The sequence below is a fragment of the Streptomyces sp. NPDC030814 genome, from assembly GCF_055572155.1.
Genome location: NZ_JBVIDX010000007.1, coordinates 369118 through 396116, shown reverse-complemented (window position 1 = coordinate 396116; position 26999 = coordinate 369118). Strand labels below are relative to the sequence as shown.

At 70.6% G+C, this 26999-nt stretch carries 20 protein-coding genes; 6 read left to right on the top strand and 14 right to left on the bottom strand.

The window, feature by feature from the left end:
- Position 1: 1 nt before the first annotated feature.
- The gene (locus ACZ43N_RS18440; RefSeq protein WP_468098590.1) at positions 2–673 is read left to right on the top strand and encodes an HAD family hydrolase; all 672 of its coding nucleotides are present in this window, start codon (positions 2–4) and stop codon (positions 671–673) included.
- 280 nt (positions 674–953) lie between these two features.
- Here the strand turns inward: ACZ43N_RS18440 and ACZ43N_RS18435 are convergent, their stop codons facing one another.
- The gene (locus tag ACZ43N_RS18435) at positions 954–1520 is read right to left on the bottom strand and encodes a DJ-1/PfpI family protein (RefSeq protein WP_468098588.1); all 567 of its coding nucleotides are present in this window, start codon (positions 1518–1520) and stop codon (positions 954–956) included.
- A gap of 755 nt (positions 1521–2275) precedes the next feature.
- Here ACZ43N_RS18435 and ACZ43N_RS18430 point away from each other — a divergent pair.
- Positions 2276–7252, top strand: a complete 4977-nt coding sequence (locus tag ACZ43N_RS18430) for an NAD-glutamate dehydrogenase (protein ID WP_468098587.1) — start codon at positions 2276–2278, stop codon at positions 7250–7252.
- Positions 7253–7320: 68 nt separating this feature from the next.
- On the opposite strand, the gene ACZ43N_RS18425 is transcribed toward ACZ43N_RS18430, so the two are convergent.
- Complete coding sequence (locus ACZ43N_RS18425) at positions 7321–9144, bottom strand: serine/threonine-protein kinase (RefSeq protein ID WP_468098644.1); 1824 nt, start codon at positions 9142–9144, stop codon at positions 7321–7323.
- A gap of 214 nt (positions 9145–9358) precedes the next feature.
- Positions 9359–10405, bottom strand: coding sequence for a serine/threonine-protein kinase (locus tag ACZ43N_RS18420; protein WP_468098585.1), 1047 nt, complete (start codon positions 10403–10405; stop codon positions 9359–9361).
- 153 nt (positions 10406–10558) lie between these two features.
- Here ACZ43N_RS18420 and ACZ43N_RS18415 point away from each other — a divergent pair, with 153 nt between their 5' ends.
- Together ACZ43N_RS18415 and ACZ43N_RS18410 are read left to right on the top strand one after the other, a co-directional pair.
- Positions 10559–13462 (top strand): bifunctional glycosyltransferase/CDP-glycerol:glycerophosphate glycerophosphotransferase, encoded by a 2904-nt coding sequence (locus ACZ43N_RS18415; RefSeq protein ID WP_468098583.1) that lies wholly within the window; start codon positions 10559–10561, stop codon positions 13460–13462.
- On the top strand, positions 13459–14553 hold the full coding sequence (locus ACZ43N_RS18410) for a glycosyltransferase (RefSeq protein ID WP_468098582.1): 1095 nt from the start codon (positions 13459–13461) through the stop codon (positions 14551–14553). The genes ACZ43N_RS18415 and ACZ43N_RS18410 overlap by 4 nt, the downstream gene beginning before the upstream one ends.
- A 66-nt stretch (positions 14554–14619) precedes the next feature.
- On the opposite strand, the gene ACZ43N_RS18405 is transcribed toward ACZ43N_RS18410, so the two are convergent.
- Positions 14620–15498, bottom strand: a complete 879-nt coding sequence (locus tag ACZ43N_RS18405; protein WP_468098580.1) for an ABC transporter ATP-binding protein — start codon at positions 15496–15498, stop codon at positions 14620–14622.
- The gene (locus ACZ43N_RS18400) at positions 15491–16414 is read right to left on the bottom strand and encodes an ABC transporter permease (protein ID WP_468098579.1); all 924 of its coding nucleotides are present in this window, start codon (positions 16412–16414) and stop codon (positions 15491–15493) included. The genes ACZ43N_RS18405 and ACZ43N_RS18400 overlap by 8 nt, the downstream gene beginning before the upstream one ends.
- A 178-nt stretch (positions 16415–16592) precedes the next feature.
- On the opposite strand from ACZ43N_RS18400, the gene ACZ43N_RS18395 reads away from it, so the two are divergent.
- A complete protein-coding gene (locus ACZ43N_RS18395) occupies positions 16593–17231 on the top strand; it encodes a TetR/AcrR family transcriptional regulator (protein WP_468098577.1) in 639 nt (212 codons plus the stop codon).
- Positions 17232–17333: 102 nt separating this feature from the next.
- Here ACZ43N_RS18395 and ACZ43N_RS18390 read toward each other — a convergent pair whose 3' ends face one another.
- From ACZ43N_RS18390 to ACZ43N_RS18350, 9 genes are all read right to left on the bottom strand, one after another.
- Positions 17334–17741, bottom strand: a complete 408-nt coding sequence (locus tag ACZ43N_RS18390; protein ID WP_468098576.1) for a cytidine/deoxycytidylate deaminase family protein — start codon at positions 17739–17741, stop codon at positions 17334–17336.
- A gap of 96 nt (positions 17742–17837) precedes the next feature.
- Entirely contained in the window at positions 17838–18770 is a 933-nt protein-coding gene (locus ACZ43N_RS18385; protein WP_468098643.1) for an ADP-ribosylglycohydrolase family protein, read from the bottom strand.
- Positions 18771–18891: 121 nt separating this feature from the next.
- Positions 18892–19245 (bottom strand): toxin-antitoxin system YwqK family antitoxin, encoded by a 354-nt coding sequence (locus tag ACZ43N_RS18380; protein WP_468098574.1) that lies wholly within the window; start codon positions 19243–19245, stop codon positions 18892–18894.
- Between the two features lie 44 nt (positions 19246–19289).
- Positions 19290–19949: a pentapeptide repeat-containing protein gene (locus tag ACZ43N_RS18375; RefSeq protein ID WP_468098573.1), complete on the bottom strand. Its 660-nt coding sequence runs from the start codon at positions 19947–19949 to the stop codon at positions 19290–19292.
- The gene (locus ACZ43N_RS18370) at positions 19930–22182 is read right to left on the bottom strand and encodes a hypothetical protein (protein WP_468098572.1); all 2253 of its coding nucleotides are present in this window, start codon (positions 22180–22182) and stop codon (positions 19930–19932) included. The genes ACZ43N_RS18375 and ACZ43N_RS18370 overlap by 20 nt, the downstream gene beginning before the upstream one ends.
- The gene (locus tag ACZ43N_RS18365; protein WP_468098570.1) at positions 22179–22613 is read right to left on the bottom strand and encodes a DUF6507 family protein; all 435 of its coding nucleotides are present in this window, start codon (positions 22611–22613) and stop codon (positions 22179–22181) included. Before ACZ43N_RS18365 ends, ACZ43N_RS18370 begins: the two co-directional genes overlap by 4 nt.
- A 197-nt stretch (positions 22614–22810) precedes the next feature.
- Positions 22811–23782, bottom strand: coding sequence for a UDP-glucose 4-epimerase GalE (gene galE, locus ACZ43N_RS18360; protein ID WP_468098569.1), 972 nt, complete (start codon positions 23780–23782; stop codon positions 22811–22813).
- Between the two features lie 155 nt (positions 23783–23937).
- Positions 23938–25530 (bottom strand): glycosyltransferase family 2 protein, encoded by a 1593-nt coding sequence (locus ACZ43N_RS18355; protein WP_468098567.1) that lies wholly within the window; start codon positions 25528–25530, stop codon positions 23938–23940.
- Positions 25531–25960: 430 nt separating this feature from the next.
- Entirely contained in the window at positions 25961–26452 is a 492-nt protein-coding gene (locus tag ACZ43N_RS18350; RefSeq protein ID WP_468098566.1) for a MarR family winged helix-turn-helix transcriptional regulator, read from the bottom strand.
- Positions 26453–26581: 129 nt separating this feature from the next.
- Here ACZ43N_RS18350 and ACZ43N_RS18345 point away from each other — a divergent pair, with 129 nt between their 5' ends.
- A complete protein-coding gene (locus ACZ43N_RS18345; RefSeq protein ID WP_468098565.1) occupies positions 26582–26995 on the top strand; it encodes an organic hydroperoxide resistance protein in 414 nt (137 codons plus the stop codon).
- Positions 26996–26999: the final 4 nt, after the last annotated feature.

The following is a 26999-nucleotide window of genomic DNA, read 5'->3' as shown; positions in this document are numbered from 1 at the left end:
TATGGGGAAGCAGGGCGCTGGGGCGCACATCGTCTGGGACTGGAACGGCACGCTGTTCCACGACAACGAGGCGATCATCGGGGCGACGAACGCGGCGTTCGCGGAGCTGGGGATCGAGCCGCTCACCTTGGAGCGGTACCGGGAGCTGTACTGCGTGCCGGTGCCGAAGTTCTACGAGCGGTTGATCGGGCGGCTGCCCACCGATGAGGAGTGGGACGCCATGGACGCCGTCTTCCATCGGTACTACGCGGAGCACCGGGTCGCGTGCGGGCTCACCGACGGGGTGCCCACGCTGCTCGCCGACTGGCGGTCCGAGGGGCACAGCCAGTCGATCCTCAGCATGTACGTGCATGAGGAACTCGTGCCGCTGGTACGGGGGTTCGGGATCGAGCCGCACTTCATACGGGTCGACGGGCGGAGGGGGCCGTCCGGGGGCAGCAAGGCCGAGCACATGGTGCGGCATCTGCGCCGGCTCGTGGGGGTGGAGCCGGAGCGGACGGTGGTGATCGGGGATGCCGCGGATGACGCCGTCGCCGCCCGGCACGTCGGGGCGCGGGCCGTGCTCTACACCGGGGGGTCCCACAGCCGGGCCAGTCTGGAGAGCGTGCCCGGGGTGCCCGTGGTGGACACCCTGGAGGAGGCGGTCGTGGAGGCCGAGCGGCTGGCGGCCTAAGGGCTGTCCCGTAATCCGCGGTGGATCAGCGCACGGCGTCGGATGCTGGGGGCACCTCCCAGGCCGTTCAGGCAGTGGGGGAGCATCGCAAGGCGGAGGGGCGTCCGCATACTGGATGTATGCGGGCGTTCCGACAACGCGGCGAGGTGCCGTAGCCGGCGTCGTGCGCCCGCCGGGGATTACGGGACAGCCCTTAGTTCTAGCGGTCGCCGACGCGGGGGAGCCGGGCCCGGACGGAAGGGCCGGGCCCGACGGCGCCCGCTTCTGAGCAAGGAAGCGGTCAGGTCGCTGGTGCCTTCGCCCGCAGTACCTTCAGGAACTCGCGCATCCAGCGGGGGTGGTCCGGCCAGGCGCGCGCCGACACGAGGGTGCCGTCGACCACGGTCTCGGCGTCCTGGAAGGTCGCGCCGGCGGACTGCATGTCGAGTTCCAGGGCGGGGTACGCCGTCACGCGGCGGCCGTGGAGCCCGTCCACGGCGGCGGTGAGCAGCGGCCCGTGGCAGATCTGGGCGACCGGCTTGTCGGTGTCGAAGAACGACTTGAGGATCTTGCGGAGCTCAGGGTCGTTGCGGAGGTACTCCGGGGCCCGGCCGCCGGGGATGACCAGGGCCGCGTACTGGCCCGGGTCGACCTCGGAGAAGGCGAGGTCCGCGGGCCAGGTGTACCCGGGTTTCTCCGTGTAGGTATCGAAACCGGGTTCGAAATCGTGGACGACGAAGCGGAGCTGCTTGCGGGACGGGGCGGCGATGTGGACCTCGTAGCCCTCTTCCCGCAGCCGCTGGTAGGGGTACAGGACCTCCAGTGACTCGGCCGCGTCACCGGTGATGATGAGGATCTTGACTGTCATGGCGGGTTCCCCTCGGCGTCGTGGTCGGGTTCGTCTCGTCGGGGCGTCCTGGGCAACAACGTGCATCCAGGGTGGGGGTTTGCCAAGGGGGTGTGCGGTGATGCGGTGCCGACGCGGGCGTGTCGCCACCTGCTTGGCGGCAGCCTCATCCTTTGTTTGCCGCTTCCGGTGAGTATTCCGGTGCATTCCGGTCACTCGTCGGGTGCACCGGCTCTGGCGAGACGGTCCGTTCAGCGCAAAACCCTACGCGTGCCACTGCCCGAGCGGCACAGTTGAGCGGGAGTATGCTCGGGTGGGCGGGGTGAGTGTGAAGGTCGGGCAGTTGTCTCTGTGTGGAATGTCAAAGTTCTGGCCCTGGTTTTGTACACATACGGCTCATGACGGGGGGCCTGTAAGGAGCGATAGCCTTGGTGGCGTGATCAGCGCGATAGCTCGCGGGGACGCCGTCGTCCCTGCCCCGCGCCCGGTGAGCACGGACGACATCCGTGACCGGGTGGCGGTCGCTGGTCCTTGCGGGCGGGTGGGGGCTCTGAAAGCCCCCGAGGTGCCGAGTGAAGCCAGTGGGCCGGCGGCGCCGAGAGCAGCGTCACACGCCTGTTCCATGGCCGGAATGGCCGATTACCCCCCGCTCACCTCACCCCGCGGCATAGCGTCGAAGCAGACCGGACACCCCGTGTCGTGGCGTCGCGTCGGTGGGAACGAGGCCGTACTTCCTTCTACGTCACGCAACGGCGCGCGACAGGAGCCAGAGGACAATGCAGACCAAGCTGGACGAAGCCAAGGCCGAGTTGCTCGAGAGGGCCGCCCGGGTAGCTGAGAACAGCCCGGTCGGGGGGCACCTACCGACTGGGACGACGAGCGAGAGTGCCGCGGGTGCCCCGGACACCCCGGACCATGACACCGTGCTCGCGTTCCTCCAGCGCTACTACCTGCACACCGCCCCGGAGGACCTGAGCGGCCGCGACCCGGTCGACGTCTTCGGAGCCGCCTACTCGCACTACCGACTGGCCGAGAACCGCCCTCAGGGCACGGCCAACGTACGGGTCCACACCCCGACCGTCGAGGAGAACGGCTGGACCTGCAGCCACTCCGTCGTCGAGGTCGTCACCGACGACATGCCCTTCCTCGTCGACTCCGTGACCAACGAGCTGTCCCGGCAGGGGCGGGGCATCCATGTCGTCATCCACCCGCAGGTCGTCGTCCGCCGCGATGTGACCGGCAAGCTGGTCGAGCTGGTCAGTGAGCCGACCGCCGTCGCCGCCGCCGCGGCGGCCGTGGCCGCGGGCGAGACGCTTCCGCACGACGCGCACATCGAGTCGTGGATCCACGTCGAGATCGACCGCGAGACCGACCGGGCCGACCTGAAGCAGATCACCAACGATCTGCTGCGCGTGCTGTCCGACGTGCGGGAAGCCGTCGAGGACTGGGAGAAGATGCGGGACGCGGCGCTGCGGATCGCCGATGGACTGCCGACCGAACCCACCGCCGACGATCTGCGTGACCAGGAGGTCGAGGAGGCCCGCGAGCTGCTGCGCTGGCTCGCCGACGACCACTTCACCTTCCTCGGATACCGCGAGTACGAACTGCGCTCCGACGACACGCTCGCCGCCGTGGCCGGCACCGGGCTCGGGATACTGCGGTCCGACCCGCACCACACCGGACCCGACGACCACCCCGTCAGCCCCTCCTTCGAGCGGCTGCCCGCGGACGCCCGCGCCAAGGCCCGCGAGCACAAGCTCCTGGTCCTCACCAAGGCCAACAGCCGCGCCACCGTCCACCGGCCGTCCTACCTCGACTACGTGGGCGTGAAGAAGTTCGACACCGAGGGGAACGTCGTCGGTGAGCGGCGGTTCCTGGGGCTGTTCTCCTCGGCCGCCTACACCGAGTCCGTCCGCCGCGTCCCCGTCATCCGGCGCAAGGTCGACGAGGTCCTCAAGGGCGCCGGATTCTCGCCCAACAGCCACGACGGACGCGACCTGCTCCAGATCCTGGAGACCTACCCGCGCGACGAGCTGTTCCAGACGCCCGCCGACGAGCTGCGGTCCATCGTCACCTCCGTGCTCTACCTCCAGGAGCGCCGGCGGCTGCGGCTCTACCTGCGGCAGGACGAGTACGGGCGCTACTACTCCGCCCTCGTCTACCTGCCCCGCGACCGGTACACCACCGGCGTACGGCTGCGGATCATCGACATCCTCAAGGAGGAACTCGGCGGTATCAGCGTCGACTTCACCGCCTGGAACACCGAATCGATCCTCTCCCGGCTGCACTTCGTGGTCCGGGTCCCGCAGGGCACCGAACTGCCGCAGCTGACCGACGCCGACAAGGAGCGCGTCGAGGCACGCCTGGTGGAGGCCGCCCGCTCCTGGGCCGACGGCTTCGGCGAGGCGCTCAACGCGGAACTGGGCGAGGAGCGCGCCGCCGAGCTGCTGCGCCGGTACAACAACGCCTTCCCCGAGGGCTACAAGGCCGACCACAACCCCCGTGCCGCCGTCGCCGACCTCGTCAACCTCGAGCAGCTCGACGAGGCGCAGGACTTCGCGCTCAGTCTGTACGAGCCCGTGGGCGCCGCGCCCGACGAGCGGCGGTTCAAGATCTACCGCAAGGGCGGGTCGGTCTCGCTCTCCGCGGTGCTGCCCGTCCTCAACCGGCTCGGCGTCGAGGTCATCGACGAACGGCCCTACGAACTGCGCTGCGCGGACCGTACGACCGCGTGGATCTACGACTTCGGGCTGCGCATGCCCCGGTCGGCGGCCGGTGACTTCCTCGCGGACGACGCCCGGGAGCGGGTGCAGGAGGCGTTCGCCGCCACCTGGACCGGGCAGGCCGAGAACGACGGGTTCAACGCCCTGGTGCTGAGCGCCGGGCTCACCTGGCGGCAGGCCATGGTGCTGCGCGCGTACGCCAAGTACCTGCGGCAGGCCGGGTCCACCTTCAGCCAGGACTACATGGAGGACACCCTCCGCAACAACGTCCACACCACCCGGTTGCTCGTGTCGCTGTTCGAGGCGCGGATGTCGCCGGACCGGCAGCGGGCCGGCCGGGAGATCGTCGACGCGCTCCTCGAAGAGGTCGACGCCGCGCTCGACCAGGTGGCCTCGCTCGACGAGGACCGCATCCTGCGGTCCTTCCTCACCGTCATCAAGGCGACGCTGCGCACCAACTTCTTCCAGGAGGCGGTCGGCGGCAAGCCGCACGACTACGTCTCCATGAAGTTCGACCCGCAGGCGATCCCCGACCTGCCGGCCCCGCGCCCGGCGTTCGAGATCTGGGTGTACTCGCCGCGCGTCGAGGGCGTGCACCTGCGGTTCGGGAAGGTCGCCCGCGGTGGTCTGCGCTGGTCCGACCGGCGTGAGGACTTCCGCACGGAGATCCTGGGCCTGGTCAAGGCGCAGATGGTCAAGAACACCGTGATCGTGCCGGTCGGCGCCAAGGGCGGTTTCGTCGCCAAGCAGCTGCCCGACCCGTCGGTGGACCGCGACGCCTGGATGGCCGAGGGCATCCGCAGCTACCGGACCTTCATCTCCGCGCTGCTCGACATCACCGACAACATGGTCGCCGGAGAGGTCGTCCCGCCCGCCGACGTCGTCCGCCACGACGAGGACGACACCTACCTCGTCGTCGCCGCGGACAAGGGCACCGCCACCTTCTCCGACATCGCCAACGAAGTCGCCGAGTCGTACAACTTCTGGCTCGGTGACGCCTTCGCCTCCGGCGGCAGCGCCGGCTACGACCACAAGGGCATGGGCATCACCGCCCGGGGCGCCTGGGAGTCGGTCAAACGGCACTTCCGGGAGCTGGGCGTCGACACCCAGACCGAGGACTTCACGGTCGTCGGCATCGGCGACATGTCCGGAGACGTGTTCGGCAACGGCATGCTGCTCAGCGAGCACATCCGGCTGGTCGCCGCCTTCGACCACCGGCACATCTTCATCGACCCCAACCCGGACGCGGCCACCTCGTACGCCGAGCGGCGCCGCATCTTCGAACTCCCGCGCTCCAGCTGGGAGGACTACAACGCCGAGCTGATCTCCACCGGCGGCGGCGTCTTCCCGCGCACCGCCAAGGCCATCCCGGTCAACGGCCACATCCGGGACGCCCTGGGCATCGAGGAGAAGATCTCCAAGATGACCCCGGCCGACCTGATGAAGGCGATCCTCAAGGCACCGGTCGACCTGCTGTGGAACGGCGGCATCGGGACGTACGTCAAGTCGAGTGCCGAGTCGCACGCCGACGTCGGCGACAAGGCCAACGACGCCATCCGCGTCGACGGACGGGACCTGCGCGTCCAGGTCGTCGGTGAGGGCGGCAACCTCGGCCTGACCCAGCTGGGCCGGATCGAGTTCGCGCAGAACGGCGGACGGGTCAACACCGACGCCATCGACAACAGCGCGGGCGTGGACACCTCCGACCACGAGGTGAACATCAAGATCCTGCTCAACGGCCTGGTCGCCGAGGGCGACATGACCGTCAAGCAGCGCAACAAGCTGCTCGCCGAGATGACCGACGAGGTCGGCCGGCTGGTCCTGCGCAACAACTACGCGCAGAACACGGCCATCGCCAACGCGCTCGCCCAGTCCAAGGACATGCTCCACGCCCAGCAGCGCTTCATGCGCCACCTGGTCAGGGAGGGCCACCTCGACCGGGCGTTGGAGTTCCTGCCCTCCGACCGGCAGATCCGTGAGCGGCTGAACAGCGGGCACGGCCTCACCGGCCCCGAGACGGCCGTCCTCCTCGCGTACACGAAGATCACCGTCGCCGAGGAACTGCTGCACACCTCGCTGCCGGACGACCCCTACCTGCGCACCCTGCTGCACACGTACTTCCCGACCGCGCTGCGCCAGGAGTTCTCCGAGCACATCGACAGCCACCCGCTGAGCCGGGAGATCATCACCACCCTGCTCGTCAACGACACCGTCAACACGGGCGGTACGAGCTTCCTGCACCGGCTGCGGGAGGAGACCGGAGCCTCGCTGGAGGAGGTCGTCCGGGCGCAGACCGCGTCCCGCGCGATCTTCGGGTCGGGCGCGGTGTGGGACGCGGTCGAGGGTCTGGACAACAAGGTCGACGCGGAGGTCCAGACCCGGATCCGCCTCCACTCCCGCCGCCTCGTCGAACGCGGTACGCGCTGGCTGCTCAACAACCGGCCGCAGCCGCTGCAGCTGAGCGAGACCATCGCTTTCTTCAAGGACGGTGTGGAGCTCGTCTGGGGCGAGCTGCCCAAGCTGCTGCGCGGCGCGGACCTGGAGTGGTACCAGCAGATCTACGACGAGCTGGCCGGCGCCGGGGTCCCGGAGGAACTCGCCACCCGAGTCGCGGGCTTCTCCTCGGCGTTCCCGACGCTCGACATCGTCGCCGTCGCCGACCGGGTCGGCCGGACGCCGATGGAGGTCGCCGAGGTGTACTACGACCTCGCCGACCGGCTGCGCATCACCCAGCTCATGGACCGCATCATCGAGCTGCCGCGCGCCGACCGCTGGCAGTCCATGGCCCGCGCGGCGATCCGCGAGGACCTGTACGCGGCGCACGCCTCCCTCACCGCGGACGTCCTGTCCGCCGGGAACGGCACGTCCACGCCGGAGCAGCGGTTCAAGGTGTGGGAGCAGAAGAACGCGGCGATCCTGGGCCGGGCACGGACGACTCTGGAGGAGATCCAGGGCTCCGACGCGTTCGACCTGGCCAACCTGTCGGTGGCCATGCGCACGATGAGGACGCTGCTGCGCAGCCACTCGTAGGGATACGGCAGAAAGGGGGCGCCCCCGGGTTCATCGGAACCCGGGGGCGCCCCCTTCTGCCGGACTGGTCAGGTGGTGATCTTCCACACCGTGACGGTGCCGCGGATGTCGGGCATGTAGTCCTGGTCCTGGGGCGACTTCACCTCGGTGATCTCCCACAGGGCGAGGTTGCCGTCACTCGTGATCGTGCAGAGGTAGTCGCCCTTGGCGATCTGCTCGTCCCGGTTGATGGACTCGGCGGACAGGCTGTCGGTGTAGGGGTTCTGGTCGGCTCCCGCGCGGCACGCCTGCTCACCGGATCCGTCGGCCTCGCCCACGGAGGTGCCGAACGACACCGCCGAGCCGTCGATGCGCAGCTCCGCGTCCTCGTAGTCCATCTGGGAGCTGGTGGGGTCCACCAGCGGCTGGTCGAGGTCCACGTACGTGGTGTCCAGACCCGAGTCCGGGCCCCGGACGGTGATCGGCACACTGTCCACGATCTTCGTGTACTTGGCGCCCTCGGCGGGCGGGGCGGAGCCGGTGGGGGTGGTACCGGTGCCCCCGGTGGTGTCTCCGGAGCCCTGGCCGTCGTCCGTTCCCGTCTCCGACTCGGTCGGTGCCGGGCTCGCCTTGTCCTTCCCCTCGTTCTTGCTCTTGTCGCCGTCCGCCGTGTTGCTGGCGCTCTTGTCGTCGTCCTTCCCGCCCATCAGGTACACGGCGGCCGCCGCGCCCGAGCCGACCGCGAGGACGAGGACGAGGGCGATGAGGCCGGCCTTCAGGCCGCGGCGGCTCTTCCTGGGCGGCGTCGGGGCGGGCGCGGGGGCCTGCGGGGTGAGGTTGTACGTCTGGGCGGCGGGCTGCGGGTAGCCGTAGCCCGGGGCCGGGCCCTGGGCGGCGGGGCCGAAGCCGGTCATCGGGGTCGCCTGCGGTACGCCCTGGGTGGTGCCCGGCGCCGGGTCGTGCGGCGGGGGCGTCACAGCGGCGGCCGGAGCCGTGGTCGGGGGCGCCGTCGGGGGAGCGGTGGCAGGGGGCGCGGGCGGCATCTGGGGGGCCGTCGGCTGGGGCGGGGTCTGCGCGGACTGCTCGCGCCGGGCGATCTCGGCGGTGAGCGGCTCCGGCAGCCAGCCGTTGAAGTCGCTGAGGCCGCGGCCCGTCAACTCCTGGCAGAGCGCCGCCAGTTCCTCGGTGCCGATGCGTTCGGCCGGGTCGGCGGTCAGGCATCGCTCCAGCAGGGGCCGCAACTGCTCGTCATACCCGTCGAGTTGCGGTGGGCGCTGGGCCGTGTTGGCGATCTGGGCGGCGATCGTGATGGCGCCGCCGTCGCCGTACGGGTGGCGGCCGGTGGCGGCGACCGCCGCGATCAGGCCCAGGGAGAAGACATCGGTCGCCGGGGTGACCCGCTCGCCGAGCGCGTGCTCGGGGGACATGTACTGCGGGGTGCCGATCAGGCCGCCCGACTGGGTGAGTTGGGTGGCGTCGGCGGCACGGGCGATACCGAAGTCGATGACGTACGGGCCCTGGGTGCCCAGCAGGATGTTGCTGGGCTTGAGGTCGCGGTGGATGACGCCGGCCGCGTGGATCGACGTCAGGGCGCGGGCCGCGCAGCCGACCAGCTGGAAGACGGCGGGCAGTGGCAGCGGCCCGAACGCGACGAGGGCGTCGTGCAGGGGGATACCTGCGATGAACGCCGAGGCCAGCCAGGGGAGTTCGCCGGTCGTGTCGTGGTCGACAACCGGGACGATGTGGTAGCCCTGGACGCGGCGGGCGGCCTGGACCTCCTGCTCGAAGCGGCGGCGGAAGTCCGCGTCCTGGCCGTACTCCCGGCGGATGACCTTCAGGGCGACCGGCTGGCCGCCGCGGGTGTGCGACAGGTAGACCGTGCCCATGCCGCCCTCACCGATGCGGGCCTGCAGGTGGTAGCCGGCGGTCTCTCGTGGGTCCTGCGGTCCCAGAGGGCTCAGGATGTCGCCAGTGCTGGTGGTAATGGGAGCCTCCCCCGGTACGGTGCCGAACTCCTGTGCCGCGAGCGGGCACTTGAAGCGGTTCCGAAGCTTATACGGCACTTACGACACGTGGAGCTGGCGTTACGGTTCCGTGTGGGTACCGGTACGTGGTGCTGTAGTGGGCCTACGGTTCGCGCCGCACTCGCCGCTGCCACTCCTCGTCCCGCACCGTGATCGGCGCCGTCGCCGGAAGCCTGCGGACCGTCGGTGCCTCCGCCAGGCGCGGCGGCACCGGAGCCGTCGGGGCCTCGGTGAGCGACAGGGTGTGGAAGGCCGCCTCGATGATGGCCACCGAGGTCGCGAAAGGGGCCGGGAGCCATCCGGTGAAGTCGCGGACCTCCCGGCGGGCCGCTCCCGCCGAGTGTTCGGCGATGTCGGCGGCCGAGGGGCGGGTGACGGGGTCGGCGGTGAGGCAGCGGCGGATGACGTCGAGCAGGGGGCGGTCGATGCCGTCGAGGGCGGGCGGGTCGACGTCGGTGGCGGCGATGCGCGTCGCGATGGCGAGGGGATTGCCCCGGCCGTACGGGTGCCGTCCGGTGGCGGCGACCGCGGCGACCAGACCGAGGGCGAACACGTCCGACGCGGAGGTGACCCGGCGGCCCAGCGCGTGCTCGGGGGACATGTAGCGCGGAGTGCCGAGGAGACGGCCGGCGGTGGTGAGCGTGGCGGCGCCCGCGGCACGGGCGATGCCGAAGTCGAGCAGCCAGGGCCCGTCGGTGGCGAGCAGCAGGTTGGCGGGCTTGATGTCGCGGTGGATCACCCCGGCGGTGTGCACGGCGTCCAGCGCGTGGGCGGCGCAGGCCAGCAGCTGCAGGACAGTCGGCATGGGCAGCGGCCCGTGCGTCTGAAGGGCCTCGCCGAGCGGGACGCCGGGGATGTACCGCGTGGCCAGCCAGGGGCGCTCCGCTCCCGCGTCGTGGTCGACGATCGGCACCAGGTGGTAGCCGGAGACCCGGCGGCCGGCGGCCACCTCGCGGGCGAAGCGTTCACGGAAGGCCGGGCTGTCGGCGTACTCCGGACGGACCAACTTCAGCGCGACGGGCTGGCCGCCCCGGCTGCGGGAGAGGTACACGGTGCCCATGCCGCCCTCGCCGATCCTGGCGTACAGCGGATAACCGGAGATCTCCCGCGGATCATCCGCCCGCAGCGGCCCAGGCACCACCCCGCGCATCGACCGGCCCCCTCTGCTCCCGCTCCCGAGTCCCCCTCGGAGGGTATCGCGGGGGACGCGGCCCCACCCCGTCCCGGACGCAACCCGGGCACCTCCCACGACCTCTACCTGAGTGGCCCTCAACGGCGGGATGCCTTATAGAGGGAACAAAGCATGATGTTTGGGGTGAACGTGGAGCAGCAGCCGCAACCAGCGACAGCCGGGCCGGCCGTGCCCGCCCGGCCGGCCGTGTCCGTCGTCGTCATCGTCTACAACGACGAGGCCAGACTGCCCACGGCCGTGCGTTCGGTCCTGGAACAGACGCTGCGGAGCGCCGAGGTCGTGATCGTCGACGACCACAGCACGGACGGCTCGTACGAGGTGGCCGCCCGGCTCGCCGCCCGCCACCCCGACCGCGTACGGGCCTACCGGCTCCCCGAGAACAGCGGCGGCTGCGGCGCGCCCCGCAACGAGGGGATCCGGCGGGCCCGCGGCGACTACGTCCTGTTCCTCGACAGCGACGACGTCCTGGAGCGCAACGCCTGCCGCAACATGCTGGAGGCGGCCGAGAACACCGGCGCCGACCTCGTCTCCGGGCTCTGCGTCCGCGTCCACGTGGACACCCGTACGAGGAAGGAGGTCAAGTGGTACCCGTGGCTGTACACCCGCACGCGCACCCTCGACTCCGTCCGCGAGCTGCCCGACCTGCTGGTCTACGACACCCTGTCGACCAACAAGTGCTACCGGCGTGACTTCCTGGTCGAGCGCGGCCTGGAGTTCCCCGTGGGCATCCACTACGAGGACCTGTTCTTCTCCGCCCAGGTGTACGCGGCCGCCCGCCGGATCACCCTCATCCCCAACCGGGTCTACGACTGGAACGTCGTCGAGCGGTCCGAGGCCAAGTCGATCAGCAACCGGCGGGCCGAGATCGCCAACTTCGCGCACCGCATGGAGATCCACCGCCGGGTCGACCGGCTCCTCGCCGACCAGGGTCTGCTGGAGCTGAAGTTCGCCAAGGACGTCAAGTTCCTCAAGCACGACCTGGTGCTGCATCTGCGCGACCTGCCCTTCCGGGAGGCCTCCTACCGCCGGGAGTTCGCCGCGCTGGCCAACGCCTATCTGGCGTCGATCGACCCGGCCGCGTACGACGAGGTCGAGCCCGTCCACGCGATCTGCGCCTATCTGCTGCGCGAGGGCGACTGGGAGAACCTGCTGCCCGCCGTGGACACCCTCACCAACCGCGACAAGGTGTCCGCCCCGATGGTCGAGCGCGACGGGCGGATCTACTGGTGCGCCGAACACATCGACGAGGACCCCTTCGCGCGCCGGATCCTGGACGTCACCGAGCTCGGCTACCACGCCCGCCCGGTCGGGAAGATGTTCCTGCGCAACGAGCTGACGGAGTACGCACAGCCGGGGCGCGCCGGAGTCGTCCGGCTCGCGGGCCGCGTCACCAACCCCCTCGGTGTGATCCCGCCCTCCGCCCGGCTCACCGCCGAGCTGGAGTTCTACGCCCGCCGCCCCGGCGTGCGTTTTCGGACGTATCGTGTGCCGGTGACCGCCGTACGGCACACGGGCCCGTACGTGTCGTGGGAGGCCACGGCCGACATCGCGAAGGTCCTCCGGCCGCTCGGCATCGTGGACGCGGTGTGGGACGTCCGCCTCCATCTCGGCGTCGACGGCGAGCGGACGACGACACGGCTGACCGCCGCCGAACCGGGCCTCGCGGCCGGGGAACTGCCGGTCCGCCCCCGCCTGACCCGCCTGGTCGCCGACCGCGTCGAGCCGCACATCTCCGCCCGCGGGCACCTCGCCTTCCGGCTGGTCCCGGACAAGAAGGCCAACGAGCTCGTCGTCCGCGGTCTGCGCGGCACTCCCGGGCGACTGGCCAAGACCGGCTATCGCAAGGCCAAGGCGCTGCGCAAGAAGGCAACTTCCGGAGACACGAAAATCCGCCTTTATCACGAGGCGTTCCTGCGGCTGCCTGTGCGTCGGCGGCTGGTGGTCTTCGAGAGCCACCTCGGCCGGCAGTACAGCGACAGCCCCCGGGCGATCTACGAGGAGATGCGCCGGCAGGGCCTCGACTTCGAGGCGGTGTGGTCGTACGCGGGCCGCCCGGACGGATTCCCCTCGGACGCCACTCTCGTACGCCGCTGGTCACTGCCCTACCTCAAGGCGCTGGCCCGCGCCGAGTTCTGGATCGACAACCAGAGCTATCCGCTGAAACTCACCAAGCGGCCCGGTACGACGTACCTCCAGACCTGGCACGGCTCCGCCCTCAAGCGCATGGGCTTCGACGAGCCGAGCTGGAAGCTCAAGTCCCGTGCCGCGCAGGCGGAGCAGCAGCGCACCCTGGACCGCTTCGACCGCTTCCTGATCCGCTCCGAGCACGACGTCCGCACCCTCGCCAAGGCCTTCCGGCTGCGTGAGAAGGCGCTCCTGAGGGTGGGCTACCCGCGCAACGACGTACTCGTCCAGGCCCGAGGCGCCACCGAACGCCCGCCGCTGGCCGCCGACTTGGGCATCCCGGCCGACAAGAAGGTCCTGCTGTACGCGCCGACGTTCCGTCAGTCCGGGCAGAAGCGGTTCGCGTTGCCCTTCGACGTGGAGCGCTTCGCGGACACCTTCGGCGACGAGTACGTCCTCCTCGTCCGCGCCCACTACCTCAACCACGTCGTGCTCCCGCCCTCCGTGCGGGGCCGCGTCATCGACGTCTCCGACCACCACGACGTGACGCCCGTCCTCGCCCTCGCGGACGCGTTGATCACGGACTACTCGTCGGTGATGTTCGACTACGCGCTCCTGGACCGGCCGATGCTCTTCTTCACGTACGACTACGACGCGTACGTGCACGAGGGCCGGGGCACCTACTTCGACCTGCTGGAACGGGCGCCGGGCCCGGTGGTCCGCACGGAGGACGAACTGCACGCGGTCCTCGCCGGCTCCTCGCTGGAGGAGCAGTCCGTCAAGTACGCGGCCGCGCGGGAGCGGTTCGTGTCCGACTTCGGCGAGTACGACAAGGGCACGGCGGCGCGGCGGATCGTCGACGAGTTCTTCTCCGAGTGGAGGCACAAGTGACCGGGCAGCGCGACATCTTCCTCGTCGCCAACAGTGTCGACGAGTTGGGCGGGGTGACCAGTTGGACCCACCAGATGGCCCGGCTCTTCACCGAGCGCGGCCACCGCGTCCACGTCATCGGCATCACCACGCCCGAGGACCCGCACGACCTCGGCGAACTCCCCTACCCGACGACCAGGCTGTACGACGGTCAGCCGCCGGCCCCCGGTCGGGCGCGGGAGGCGAGCATGCGGGACCGGGCCGCCCGGCTGACGCGGCTCTTCGGCGCCGCACGACCCGGAGGGGTCGTCATCGTGACGCAGGTGTGGGCGATGGAGTGGGTGCGGCACGCCGTCACCCGTGGACTGACCGTCATCGGCATGAGCCACGAGTCGTACGAGACGGCGAAGGCCAGTTCCCGTTTCCGCCGCGTCCTGAAGTACTACCGGGACGTCGACCGCATGCTCGTCCTCACCCGCGAGGACGCCGACCTGTGGATCGGCGAGGGCCTCAACAACGCCTCGTTCATGCCGAACGCCGTGCCCTGGCTGCCGGACGTCCCCTCCCCGCGCACCGGGAAGGCCGTCGTCAGCATCGGCCGGCTGAGCGACGAGAAGGGGGTCGACATGCTCCTCGACACCTGGGCGGAGGTCGCTCCGGCCCACCCCGACTGGACCCTGCGGATCTACGGGTCCGGTGAGGACGAGGAGATCCTGCGCAAGCAGTGCACGGCACTCGGCCTCGACGACTCGGTGGCCTGGATGGGCCGTACGGCCGACGTCCCGGGCGCCCTCCGAGAGGCTTCCGTGTTCGCGCTCTCCTCGCGGGGCGAGGGCTTCCCGCTCGCCCTCATGGAGGCGATGGCGATGGCGGTCCCATGTGCCGCGTTCGACTGTGCGCCCGGCGTCCACGAGATCGTCGCGGACAGTGAGGACGGCCTGCTCGCACCACCCGGCAACACCGCCGACCTGGCCCGCAAGCTGGACCTGCTGATGTCGGACAAGGCACTGAGGGACCGCATGGGCGACAGGGCGAGGGAGAACATTCGGCGCTACGGGACGGACGCGATCGTGGACAGGTGGGAGAACCTCTTCGCGTTCCTGGAGAGGTGACGGCGGGCGGGCCGGAGGGGCCCGGGCAGTTGAGGGCCCGGGCCCGAAGAGGCGGCGGTCAGGCGGTTACTTCTTCCCGCCCGTGAACTTCTCGTACTCCTTCAGCACCTCGTCGGTCGGGCCGTCCATCCGCAGCTCGCCGCGCTCCAGCCACAGCACCCGGTCGCACGTGTCGCGGATCGACTTGTTGTTGTGGCTGACGAGGAACACGGTCCCGGCGTGTTTGCGCAGCTCGCGGATGCGTGCCTCGGACCGCTTCTGGAAGGACCTGTCCCCCGTCGCCAGCGCCTCGTCGATCAGCAGCACGTCGTGGTCCTTGGCCGCGGCGATGGAGAACCGGAGCCGCGCCGCCATGCCGGAGGAGTACGTCCGCATCGGCAGCGTGATGAAGTCGCCCTTCTCGTTGATGCCGGAGAAGTCGACGATCTCCTGGTACCGCTCACGGACCTGCTCACGGGACATCCCCATCGCGAGCCCGCCGAGGTGCACGTTGCGCTCTCCGGTGAGGTCGTTCATGAGTGCCGCGTTCACCCCGAGCAGGGAGGGCTGGCCGTCGGTGTAGATCCGGCCGTTCTCCACCGGCAGCAGACCCGCCACCGCCTTGAGCAGCGTCGACTTGCCGGATCCGTTGGTGCCGATGAGCCCGATGGCCTCGCCCCGGTACGCGGTGAAGGACACGTTCCGCACGGCGTGCACCGTGCGCACACCGGCCGCCCTCTCGCTCTTCTTCCGCCGGAGTATGCGGTTCAGCGCGGCCGTGGCGCTGCCGCGCCCGGCTCCCGTGCCGTTGACCCGGTAGACGATGTCGACGCCGTCGACGACGACGGTGGGTACGGGCTCGTCCTGGACGGCCGGAGCGTGCTCGTGCTCGGCGGCGGGGGCGGACGCGTCGGTGGCGTCCGGGGTGTCCCGCCGGGCGCCCGGGAGGATGGTGGTGTCAGCCACGGCCGTAGGTCTCCTCAGCCTTCCAGAAGTAGATGAATCCGCCGACGCCCGCGAGGAGCGCCCAGCCCACCGCGACCGCCCAGACGTGGTGGGGGAGTTGGCCGCCCTCGAAGCTGTCGATGAGCGCGAACCGCATGAGGTCGATGTAGAGCGCCGCCGGGTTGTACTCCAGCAACAGGCGCAGGGCATACGGCACATCGCGGTTGGCGAGCTTGTCGCCGATGCTGAACATCACGCCCGACGCGTACATCCACGTGCGCAGCACGAACGGCATCAGCTGGGAGATGTCGGGGGTCTTGGCGCCGATCCGGGCCATGACCATCGCGACGCCGGTGTTGAACACGAACTGCAGGACCAGGGCGGGCACGATCAGCAGCCAGGAGGGGGCGACCGGCACCCCGAAGGCCAGCAGGATCACGACCAGCGCCGCCATGGAGAACAGCAGTTGCTGGAGCTGCTGGAGGCAGTAGGACACCGGGAGCGAGGCCCGGGGGAAGTGCAGGGCGCGGACGAGGCCGATGCTGCCGGATATCGCCCGGGTGCCGGCCATGATCGAGCTCTGGGTGAACGTCCACACGAACACGCCGGTCACGAGGAACGGCACGTAGTCCGGGACACCGTGCTTCGTGTTCATCAGCACGCCGAAGATGAAGTAGTACACCGCCGCGTTGAGCAGCGGGTTGGCGATCTGCCAGAGCTGCCCGAGCTTCGCCTGGCTGTACTGCGCGGTGAGCTTCGCCGTGGCGAAGGCCGTGATGAAGTGCCGCCGCGCCCACAGCTGCCGCACGTACGCGCCCAGGGAGGGGCGGGCCCCGCTGACGCTGAGGCCGTGGCGCGCGGCGAGCTGCGCCGGGGACTCGGCAAGGGGCCGGGTGCCGGTGGCGGTCGGGGGCGGTGTGTCGAGGACCTGGCTCACATCCGCTGCTTTCGGTAGGTGGGGGCCATGGGGCGGCGGGGGCGACGCAGGCCTTGCGGCCGAGCGCTTCCTGCCCCGCTTGTACGTCGGGACGGAACCGTATCGTCGTTACGTGAGCGTAAGCCGACCGGACGTCGCAACGCAACCGTTTCGTCGTGACGCCCCTATGCTGGTCCGCATGACGACGAACGCCGACCCCTCCGCGGCCGGGCCGCCGCCCCGGCCGCGCCGCCGGGCGCCCGCAGGGGCGGCCGTGCTCCGCGAGGACGTGACCGAGGCGATCCGCGCGGCGGTCTTCGAGGAGCTGGCGGCCGTCGGCTACGCCCGGATGTCCATCGAGGGGATCGCGCGGCGGGCGGGTGTCGGCAAGACGGCGGTGTACCGCCGCTGGCGCTCCAAGCTGCACCTCGTGCTGGACCTCGTCTCGGCCGTGGCGGTCCAGGGGCTGCCGACCCCGGACACCGGGTCGCTGGAGGGCGACCTCAGGCTGCTCTACGAGGTCACGTCCCGGGCCCTGCGCCACCCGGTGGCCGGCCAGATCATCCCCGACCTCCAAGCCGAGGCCGCCCGCAATCCCGACATCGCCGAGGCCATGCAGAAGGCGCTGCGGGAGGGTCAGCAGAGCGTCGCCATGGGCATCGTCGGGGCGGCGGTCGCGCGGGGCGAGGTGCGCGAGGGCGTCGACGAGGACCTCGCGCTGGACCTGATCTCCGGGCCGCTGTACTGGCGGTCGGTGGTGGTCCGCACGCCGAAGCTGCCGAAGGGGTATCTGGAGGGGCTGACGCGGGCGACGGCGGCGGCGCTGCGGGCGTTGTAGGCGGTCGGCCGGCCGGGTGAGGGGTGGCTCCGGCGCGTGGTTTTCTGCGGCTGAGTGGGGCTGGGTCGCGCGGTTCCCCGCGCCCCGGAAGGCCCGCGGGCCCTAGTAGGTGTCGAGCTGGTGGTCGGCCCAGACGTAGCTCACCGGGAGCAGGTCGGTGATGGGGACGGCGCGGACGCGGTCGCCCTGACCGACGATGACCTTGAGTGTGGGGAAGTAGTCGAGCAGGACCTGACGGCACCGGCCGCACGGCGGCACGACCCCGCGGTCGCGGTCGCCGACGGCGACGATCGTGTCCAGCTCGTAGGCGCCCTGGGAGGCCGCCGCGCCGATGAGGACCAGCTCGGCGCAGGGGCCGCCGGTGAAGTGGTAGGCGTTCACCGCGGTGACGATCCGGCCGTCCCGGGCGCGGGCCGCCGCTGCCATGGTGTGGTTGTCGCCCCGGCAGCGAGTGCGCGCGACGTGCGCCGCCGCCCGGATCAGTTCGTGGTCGACGTCGTCGGTGTGCATGGTCCTCTTCTCCGCCCTGCTCGGTCGCCGTCGACGGTTCCCCGACCGGGAGGCCCGCGCAAGCGAATATCGCCGGACACGGCTCACCGAGCAGCTCTACCCAGCCAACCGCATGGCGAGTTCCGCCAGCTGCGCCGCGCGCAGCACCCGCCCGCCGAAGCCCGGCAGCGGTACGTGGAGCGGGTCGAGCCAGCGTTGTGGGATGCCGTCGACGCCGTACACCGCGCCCGCGAGCGCTCCCGTCACGGCGGCGACGGTGTCCGTGTCGCCGCCGAGGTCGACGGCGGCCCGTACGGCGTCCTCGTACGAGTCGGTCGTGCGCACCGCCCACACGGCGGAGCCAAAGCAGGGCCAGACGGCACCGTTGAACTCGGTGGCCAGGTCGGGGTGCCAGTCGGGAGAGAGGACGGTGGCGTACCGGGGCCGGTGCGCGGTGGTCACCTCCTCCAGCGTCCGGGGAAGGGCGGCAAGGGGGTCGCCGCCGCCCAGCGCGACCCGTACCAGCTCGTGGAGGACGGCCGTGCCCTCCCACGCCGCCGGGTCCCCGTGCGTGAGCGCGGACAGCCACCGCCCGGCGTCCATCGTCGCCTCCCGACCCTGCCGCGCGAAGTACAAGGCGGAGGTGGACGCCCGCATCAGCGCGCCGTTGCCGGCGGCCCGGAGGTTGACCTCGAAGTGGGCGCCGGCGGCACGGTCCCAGGGCTCGCCGTTGGTGAGGACGTCCTCGGTCTGGAGCCCGATGTCCTTTGGGTCGGCGGCGGCCCACCGCTGGAACCGCCGGAACACGTCGGGCGGTTCGAGTCCGTCGCACTCGACGAGTGACTCCCCGACGAGCACGGCCATCTGTGTGTCGTCGGTCCCCTCGCCGGGGTCCCAGCCGCCGCCCCCGCACATCTCACCGCCGCACCCTGCCACGGGGAACCGCGCCGAGAACGCGCCTTCGGGCCCGAACTCGAAGGGGGCGCCCAGGGCGTCGCCCACGGCGGAGCCGAGGACCGTGCCGAGGGCGCGCTGCGGGTCGACGGTCATGCCGGCGTGCATGTGCTCGCTCACAGCATGTCCTTGAGGTCGGTCTGGCGCTCTTCGTGGTCAGAACGCACCTCGGAGCCATCGACGCCGATGCCCGGAAGGGTCATTCGGATTCCTTGCGTCACATCTTGGCGGGCTGCCCGTTCTCGTCCCAGTGAAAGTCCTGCAGCATGGTCAGGCCGTTCTCGGCGAAAACCTGTTCCGAGGCGAGCGTGCCGTTGGGGTGCCATTCCCTGGCGACTCCGACCGGGCGCCCCTTGCGTACCGTCGCCTCGGAGCGGAGGGTGCCGTCCTTGTACCACTCGCGGCTGCGACCGTCCTGGAGGCCGTCGACGTACGAGTCCAGACTGATGACAACACCGCCTGAGCGCTCTTCGACTTCTCCGGTGATGGGGCGCCCCCGATACAGCAGACGTTGCTCGTCATCCATATCGACCTCGGGGTCGTCGATGTCGATTCGTGGTACCGGCGTCATTGCGGGATCCAGTTGTCATCGGTCGGCGGGGTGCCCGTGAACTTCTATGTCTCGCGCTGTCCGTCGGCGAGGGGAAGCACCTCGATGGAACCGCCGCGTTCGCGCACCCAGCGCTCCAGTTCCGTGCCGCCGATCTCATGCCTCAGGGCCTGGTCGTCGATCACCTGCACCGGGCCGAAGACGGTTCCCGAAAGCCCCTCGACCTTTGTGCGGTGATCGACCGTCACCTTGAAGGAGTTCTCCCGGAGAACGGCATGGGAGAGGTCCGCGCCACGGAGATCGACGTCGACCAGTGAGGCGCCCATGATGCGCGCTCCGCGCAGGGACGCGTGTGAGGCGTCGACGTCGTAGAACGAGGCCTTGACCATGTCAGCACCGTCGAGAACGGCTCCGCGGAAGACGGCGTCGTCGAAGTTTCCGCGCACCAGTGACGCCTGCGTCAGATCGGCCCCGGAGAAATCGGCGCCTTCCGCGTCCGAGCGGTAGAACTCCGCCCCCACCAGTTTCGCGTTGCGGAGCTTCGAGTCGCTGAACCAGGATTCCGAGAAGTCCCCACCGGACAGATCGGCGTCGCTCAGATCGAGCCCGATGACGTCGAGCTTTCCCTCTGCTCCGGACTCCAGCCATTCCCGCAGACGGGCCGTTGCCCGTGGGTCCGTGGGAAACGCGCGGGGCGCCCAGTTCTTACGGGTACCAGATGACATCGTCTTCCCAGCCGTTCTTCTCGACGATGGACTTGATGTCGTCGATCGCCGCCTGATTCGCATTCCTCATGTCCAGGATAACGATGCGCTGCTTCTCGACGATCTGCTCCGACAGCTTCTTCACCCAGCGGCCGTTGTTCGCCGGGTTGTAAGCCCCCTTGAACGGCTGGGATTTGTCGCGCACGTTGTTGAAGGGAGGCCAGTCGGAATGGACGCCCTTGATGTCGTAGTACCGCCCCGTGCTCGGTGAGTAGAACTCGCCGCGGTCCGCCTCCGTGGGACGTTGGATGTCATCCGGGAGACGGCCCTGTTCGCTGAGGTCGAGACCCACCCGGGCCTCGTCCTTGGACGGCTCGGAGATGCCGCCGTTCTTGTCGGGGTCCCGCTGGAGGTGGTCGAACTCCTCGGGGCTCCGGGCCTCGACCTCGTCGAGGTGGCCCCAGTGCGCCGCCTTCTCCTCGGGGGAAAGCTCCGGCCGTGGCTCGTTGACCCGCTCCGGTGCCGTCGTCCCCTCCGAGGGATCACGGGGCGACCCACCGCCGTCGTCCGGGGTGTCGCCGTGGCCGCCCGTAGGAGTCTCGTGGTGGCCGCCACCGGGCGTGCCACCGTGCCCGCCACCCGTTCCACCGTGCCCACCCGAGGACGTCTCGTGGTGGCCGCCCGGGGTGTCCGTGTGCCCGCCGCCGGTGGTGTCCGTGCGGCCGCTGCCCGGTGTCTCGGTGTGGCTGCCGCCGTGCGTCCCTCCGGTGCCGCCCGGCGTCTCGTGGGTGGCGGACGGCAGACCGTTGTCCCCGACCCGCCCCACAGCCCCCGCACCGTCGCTCGTCCTCGCGCCCGCGCCCACCAGGTCGGGCTGCGGCTGGTGGACGTCGGCGCCCCGCTCCGCCGCCGTCCCTTCGTGCTTGATGCCGTCGAGGGATTCGCGGACGGTGCCGTCGGCGTTGTGCATGACCAGGGTCTTGGTGTCGAGGTAGACGACGTCGCCCTGGGGGGTTTCCATGCGGACGCTGTTCTCGGGCGTGAGGCCGGCGGGGAGTTCGTCCGTCAGGTTCGGGGTGTCGGCGATGCGGTAGGTGCCCTCGCCGAGGCGGATGTGGGTGCCGTCGGTGATGCCGCGCAGGCCGGCCATGACGTCGCTGATCTTCACGGCGGTCGCGCCGACGCCCTTGGTGATGTACGTCATCGGGTCGACGATGCGTCCGGCCTTGCCGGCGAAGGAGATGGCCCTGGCGATGGCTCCGGCCTTGCCGGCGCCGGAGACCGCGCCGCCGGCGCCGCCCGTGAAGATGGTGGTGACGACGTTGAAGGTGACGGCGCCGGCGGCGCGGGAGGGGTTCTTGCCCCACTCGTCGTAGGCGATGAGTGCCTTGCCGGTCTCGACGACGGCCGTGCGGGAGTCACGCAGCCAGGAGGGGAGCTTGTCCGCCGGGGTCAGCCAGTACGCTGCGCCCAGCGGGGTCGCGGTGATGGCGATGCCGGTCAGGAGCTTGCCCAGGCCCGTCCAGGCCTGCCCGGCCGCGTCCCAGCCGTTGAAGCCGACCAGTGTGCCGAGGCCCTTGATGGTGCCCCACACGCCGTCCACGACGAAGCCGACCGCGAAGTCCCAGACGTGTTCGTGGATGTAGTACCAGGGGTTGGACTCCTCGACGGGGTCGCCCCAGGGCAGTCCGCCGGCGTTGTTCAGGTCCTCGCCGCGGTAGCCGTACATGTTCTCTTTGTCGGAGCCGTCGTTGACGATCAGCGGCTCTCCGCCGACCAGGGCGACGATCTTGTTGTAGCAGTCCCGTTCGGCCGCCTGGAACGCGGCGTACGCGGCATTGATGTCGGAACGGCGGTTGTTGTTCTCCTCGACGAGGTCGCCGTCGGCACGCCATTCGTCATCGTCCGCGATCTTCTCGCGGAAGGCGATGGCGTCCCGGCGGAGCTGCTCGAACTTCTGCTTGAGCGGGCCGACCGCCGCCGCGTAGTCGTCGAGGGCGGAAGCCACGGTCCCCAGCTCGGTGGAGAACTCCTCGCCCTTCGCCGCGACCGGCGCCGTCGTCGCGAACAACTGGTCGGCCTCCGGCGCCTTGTAGTACGCCGACAGACCACCGAAGCGGGTGTGGATCGCCGAGCCCGAGTCCTTCAGTGAGGTCCCGGCCGACCGGATGCCGCTGATGTGCTGGTCCAGCAGCTCCAGGTTGCCGGTGAACTCGGGGACCTCCTCCGGGATGACGGGGATGTCGTCGCTCACTTCGGCCCCTGCCCGCCGTTGCCGCCCACGCCCGGCGGCGGGGGCACCACCGTCGCCTTGAGCGCGTTGGCCTGGTGCTGGGCGGCCATGTCCAGGTCACCGGTGACGTACGCGGTGGTGGCCTTGGCGGCGCCCTGTACGGAGTCGATGGTGCGCTGCGCCATGAACGCCAGCTTGTTCTGGCGCTCCTCCAGGTACTTGCTCAGCGCCGCCGCCACCGGGCCGACCGGCACGCGCGGGGTACCGGCGGCGACCGGCCCGATCATGGGGCCGCTGAACTGCCCACCGGGCACGGCCGTACCGGCCGATTCGGCCGCGCTCGCCATGTTCGTCACCAGTGAGTTGGCGGCCTTCTCCAGACCGCCCGCCGCTTCACCGGTCGAGTTCAGCGTGCTCTGCACGTTGACCGGATCGATGTCCCAAGCCGGCATCGTCGTTACCCCCGTAACGTTCGCTTCCCTCAGTACACACGCGCAACCGGCACCGTTCGGTTCCCGCCGGGCAGCGGGACTTCACGACCGTCGCACGGGCGCGCACGTCAATCGTTGCTACCAAAGGGGTGGTTACGGGCGCAACGGCAATGTGGGGGTGACTCACGGGCAGGGCCGGCCGGGGTGGTCCGCGATCCTCACCGCACGGCGCGGTGGTGTCTCCAGCCCTCCCACGCCGACGCGATCATCTCGTCGACACCGTGCCTGGCCTTCCAGCCCAGCGTGGTGGCGATGCGGTCCGCGGAGGCGACGACCCGGGCGGGGTCGCCCGGTCGCCGTTCCACGACGACCGGGGGCAGCGCGTGGCCGGTGTGGGTGGTGATGCGGTCGATCATCTCCCGGACCGAGACGCCCTCGCCGCGGCCGATGTTGAGGGTGAGGTCGGTGCCGGGGGCCTCGCGCAGGCGCCGGGCGGCGGCGACATGGGCCTCGGCCAGGTCGACGACGTGGATGTAGTCGCGGACGCAGGTGCCGTCGGGGGTGGGGTAGTCGGCGCCGAAGATCCGCGGCGGGGCCGCCCCGGTGAGCTTCTCGAACACCATGGGTACGAGGTTGAAGACGCCGGTGTCGGCCAGTTCGGGCGCCGCCGCCCCGGCCACGTTGAAGTACCGCAGTGACGCCGTCGACAGGCCCGTCGCACGGCCCGTGGCCCGCACCAGCCACTCCCCGGCCAGCTTGGTCTCGCCGTACGGGCTCATCGGCACGCACGGCGTCTCCTCCGTGACCAGGTCCACGTCCGGCATCCCGTACACGGCCGCCGAGGACGAGAAGACGAACGAGGGGACACCGGCGTCCGTGACGGCGCAGAGCAGGGTGCGCAGGCCCTCGACGTTCTCCCGGTAGTAGTGCAGGGGCAGTTCGACCGACTCGCCGACCTGCTTCTTCGCCGCCAGATGGACGACCCCGGTGACGCCGTGGCTGCGGATCACCCGTGCCAGCAGCTCACCGTCGAGGATCGAGCCGACTTCCAACGGCACGCCGTCGGGCACCCGTTCGGCGATCCCCGTGGACAGGTCGTCGTAGACGACGGCCTCCTCGCCCGCGTCGAGCATCGCGCGCACCACATGGGCTCCGATGTAGCCGGCGCCACCGGTGATCAGCCAGGTCATGGACGACCGTCCCCTCGTCGATGGACCCGTGGGTCCTGTCGGTGGGCCCCCGAGCCCCTCGGGAGCCCGCGTGTCCCTTCGGTGGGCCCGTGGGCCCCTTTCGTGGCGTGCCCGCGCGGGTTCGGTGACGGGCGAGGGCGTGACCGGGTCGGCCCTCAGTGAAGCAGGCGTTTGAGGCGACGGCGTATCACTTCGGTCAAACCGCGCAAACCGGGCGCGAGGCGCAGTGCGAGCGCCCCTGCGTGGGTCGCGTACGGCTGCACCAGGAGCACCCCGTGCCGTGTGCTCAGGAGGGCGCGACGGCGCAGCAGACCGGCGCCCGCGACCGCGTGGGCGGTGGTCTCGCGCCGGCTGCCGTCCTGGAAGAGCAGCCTCAGCCGCAGGTCCCAGGTGCCGCTGCCGAGTGCCGCCAGGTCCAGCGGGACCTCGGCCGCCCAGTGCTCGAACCCGGGGCAGGCGGCTAAGGGCGCCGTGCACGCGAAGCCCACGCGCCCGTCGTTCCGCTCGGTGAACTCGACCTCCACCGTCTCGGGGCCCGCGTCCGCCATCCGCCCGTACAGCTCGTGCAGGCGCAGCCGCAGGACGGTGCCCCGCGCGCGTGGCCGCAGTTCCGCGTCGACGGCGGCCGGCAGCAGATGGACGGGGCGGACGAGGAGGTGCTCCAGCTCCACCTGCGGCAGGTCCGCCGACCAGACGGGCGTGCCGTCGTCCGCGCGCGCGTACGGCGGGTTCAGCCGGGCCGGCCGGGCCGCCATCTCCTTGAGGCGGCCCAGGTCGCGCGGTTCCTCGGCGGCGAGGATCACCCGGGCGACGATCCGGCCGGGAGCGGGTGCCGGTGTGAAGTCGCCCTCGTCGAAGGAGTGCAGGTACGCGCGGGTGAGAGTCCACCACTCGCGCCGGTAGTGCGCGCCGCGCAGGTCCAGCTCGCGTGCGTACATACGCAGCGAGTGGTCGAGGAAGCGGGTCCGCGTCGCCCGCGCCAGCCGTTTCTCCCCGGCGCCGAGGAGGATGTCGCACGACAGGCGGTCCGCCTCGATACGGGCCCGCCAGTTGGCGATGTCGGCGCGGTCGAGGGAGAGCGAGAGCCGGGCCGCCGAACGGCGTACCCGCCAGACGTATACGGGGTCGGGGACGAGCGCGATGCGTGGCCCGGCGGCCAGCACGCGTGCGACGAACACGAAATCCTCGTACGGGAAGCGCCCCTCGGGGAAGCGGATGCCGTGGTCGCGCAGGAACGTGGTCCGGTAGAGCTTGTTGACGCAGAGCGTGTCGTGGACGAGGCGCTCGCGCAGGGCCGGATGGGTGACCAGCATGCGCTGGGCGTACACCTCGGGCTGCCAGGGGGTCTCGCGCCCGGAGGGCAGCTCCTCGCGGACGCACAGCCCGGCCGCCACCGGCGCGTCGTGCTCCACGGCCGCGTCGAGCAGCGCGTCAACGGCACCCGGCGGCAGCACGTCGTCGCTGTCCAGGAACATCACGTACGGGGCGGTCGCGGCGTCCAGCCCGTCGTTGCGCGGGGTGCCGCAGCCGCCGCTGTTGGTCCGGCGCCGGACGACCTTCAGGCGGGGTTCGGCGGCGGCCAGCTCCTCCAGCAGTTCGCCGCTGCCGTCGGTCGAGCAGTCGTCGACCGCGATCACCTCACGGACGGCCGGCCCCTGAGCGAGGGCCGAGCGCACCGCGTCCGCCACATGAGCGGCGTCGTCGTACCCGATGACGACGACGGTGACCTGTGCCTGCTGAAGAAGCATGGTTGCCCCGGACCTATGAGAGGTTTGTGTGCAATCTTCCCTTAAGAGGGACTTCGCGGCCCCGTGGGGAAGATGGCCCGCACTGAATCGGGGTTCCGTTCGGGTGTGGGGGATTCCGTCGGATCGTCGGCGTCGTTCGTGTCGGACGGGTGTGGATTCCCGGTGGTACCTCGCCAAAGCCGGGCGAACGGCAGGCCCGCCGCCCGCGCCGGGTGGCGGGCCGAGGTAGTGGTGTGCGAGCAGCCGCAGCAGCAGGGCGCGGGCGGTGGGCCGGCCGACGGTGAGAGGTCTCATCGGCCGGATCGTAAGGTGATCGAAAGCCGTGGAAGCGGCGCTACGCCGTCACATGGCGTCAAGAGTGGTCGAGGCGGACCGATGGGCAGCATGCCATGGACCTGATCGGGTCTTCCGGCTGTTGACGGGAGGTGCCTCAGTGGCCCGCGGGGTCCTGGAGCGCCGCCTCGTCCAGGGCGGCCGTGAGGCGGTCCAGGCGGTCGCGCAGGTCACGGATCTCGTCGACGTCGAAGGTGGTCGCGGAGACGATCCGGCGCGGCACGGCCAGGGCGCGCTCCCGCAGGGCGGTGCCCTCCTCCGTCAGCCGCACCTCGACCGACCGCTCGTCGCGCGCGCTGCGCTCGCGCCGGACCAGACCTGCGGCCTCCAGGCGCTTCAGCAGCGGGGACAGGGTCCCGGAGTCGAGCCGCAGATACTCGCCCAGCTTCTTCACGGGCAGCTCGCCCTGCTCCCACAGCACCAGCATCACCAGGTACTGCGGATAGGTGATCCCCAGCTCCTTGAGGACCACCCGGTAGACGCTGTTGAACGCGCGCGAGGCGGCGTGCAGGGAGAAGCAGATCTGCCGGTCCAGGCGGAGGAACTCCTCCTCGGAGACCCCCTCGGGCAATGGGATGGCGCTGGTCATGCCCCCAGAGTACCGCGCCGCTCGCCATTTAGTTGTGTCCAATTGAATTGTGTGCTCTACTAAGGCCCGTGAACGGCGGTCGGACGGATCGCCGGACGTGACGTGAACTGTGAAAGGGATGGGTTTCCCATGGACGCGCTCTACACCGCTGTCGCCACCGCCACCCACGGTCGCGAGGGCCGCGCCGTCACCAGCGACGGCAAGCTCGACCTCGACCTGGCCCTCCCGGTGGAGCTGGGCGGCAACGGCCAGGGCACCAACCCGGAGCAGCTGTTCGCCGCGGGCTACGCCGCCTGCTTCGCCAGCGCCCTCGGCCTGGTCGGCCGCGCCGCCAAGGTCGACGTCAGCGAGGCCGCGGTGACCGCCGAGGTCGGCATAGGCAAGCAGGGCGAGGGCTTCGCCCTCAAGGCCACCCTGCGCGTCGAGCTCCCCGAAACCGTCGACGAGGCCACCGGCCGCAAGCTCGTCGAGCAGGCCCACCAGGTCTGCCCCTACTCCAACGCCACGCGCAACAACATCCCGGTCGAGCTCGTCATCGAGTAGTCAC

Coding starts and splice junctions, on each gene's coding strand:
- ACZ43N_RS18440 (WP_468098590.1), top strand. CDS start 2: ATGGGGAAGCAGGGCGCTGGGGCGCACATCGTCTGGGACTGGAACGGC.
- ACZ43N_RS18435 (WP_468098588.1), bottom strand. CDS start 1,520: ATGACAGTCAAGATCCTCATCATCACCGGTGACGCGGCCGAGTCACTG.
- ACZ43N_RS18430 (WP_468098587.1), top strand. CDS start 2,276: ATGCAGACCAAGCTGGACGAAGCCAAGGCCGAGTTGCTCGAGAGGGCC.
- ACZ43N_RS18420 (WP_468098585.1), bottom strand. CDS start 10,405: ATGCGCGGGGTGGTGCCTGGGCCGCTGCGGGCGGATGATCCGCGGGAG.
- ACZ43N_RS18415 (WP_468098583.1), top strand. CDS start 10,559: ATGATGTTTGGGGTGAACGTGGAGCAGCAGCCGCAACCAGCGACAGCC.
- ACZ43N_RS18395 (WP_468098577.1), top strand. CDS start 16,593: ATGACGACGAACGCCGACCCCTCCGCGGCCGGGCCGCCGCCCCGGCCG.
- ACZ43N_RS18390 (WP_468098576.1), bottom strand. CDS start 17,741: ATGCACACCGACGACGTCGACCACGAACTGATCCGGGCGGCGGCGCAC.
- ACZ43N_RS18385 (WP_468098643.1), bottom strand. CDS start 18,770: ATGACCGTCGACCCGCAGCGCGCCCTCGGCACGGTCCTCGGCTCCGCC.
- ACZ43N_RS18380 (WP_468098574.1), bottom strand. CDS start 19,245: ATGACGCCGGTACCACGAATCGACATCGACGACCCCGAGGTCGATATG.
- ACZ43N_RS18375 (WP_468098573.1), bottom strand. CDS start 19,949: ATGTCATCTGGTACCCGTAAGAACTGGGCGCCCCGCGCGTTTCCCACG.
- ACZ43N_RS18365 (WP_468098570.1), bottom strand. CDS start 22,613: ATGCCGGCTTGGGACATCGATCCGGTCAACGTGCAGAGCACGCTGAAC.
- galE (WP_468098569.1), bottom strand. CDS start 23,782: ATGACCTGGCTGATCACCGGTGGCGCCGGCTACATCGGAGCCCATGTG.
- ACZ43N_RS18355 (WP_468098567.1), bottom strand. CDS start 25,530: ATGCTTCTTCAGCAGGCACAGGTCACCGTCGTCGTCATCGGGTACGAC.
- ACZ43N_RS18350 (WP_468098566.1), bottom strand. CDS start 26,452: ATGACCAGCGCCATCCCATTGCCCGAGGGGGTCTCCGAGGAGGAGTTC.
- ACZ43N_RS18345 (WP_468098565.1), top strand. CDS start 26,582: ATGGACGCGCTCTACACCGCTGTCGCCACCGCCACCCACGGTCGCGAG.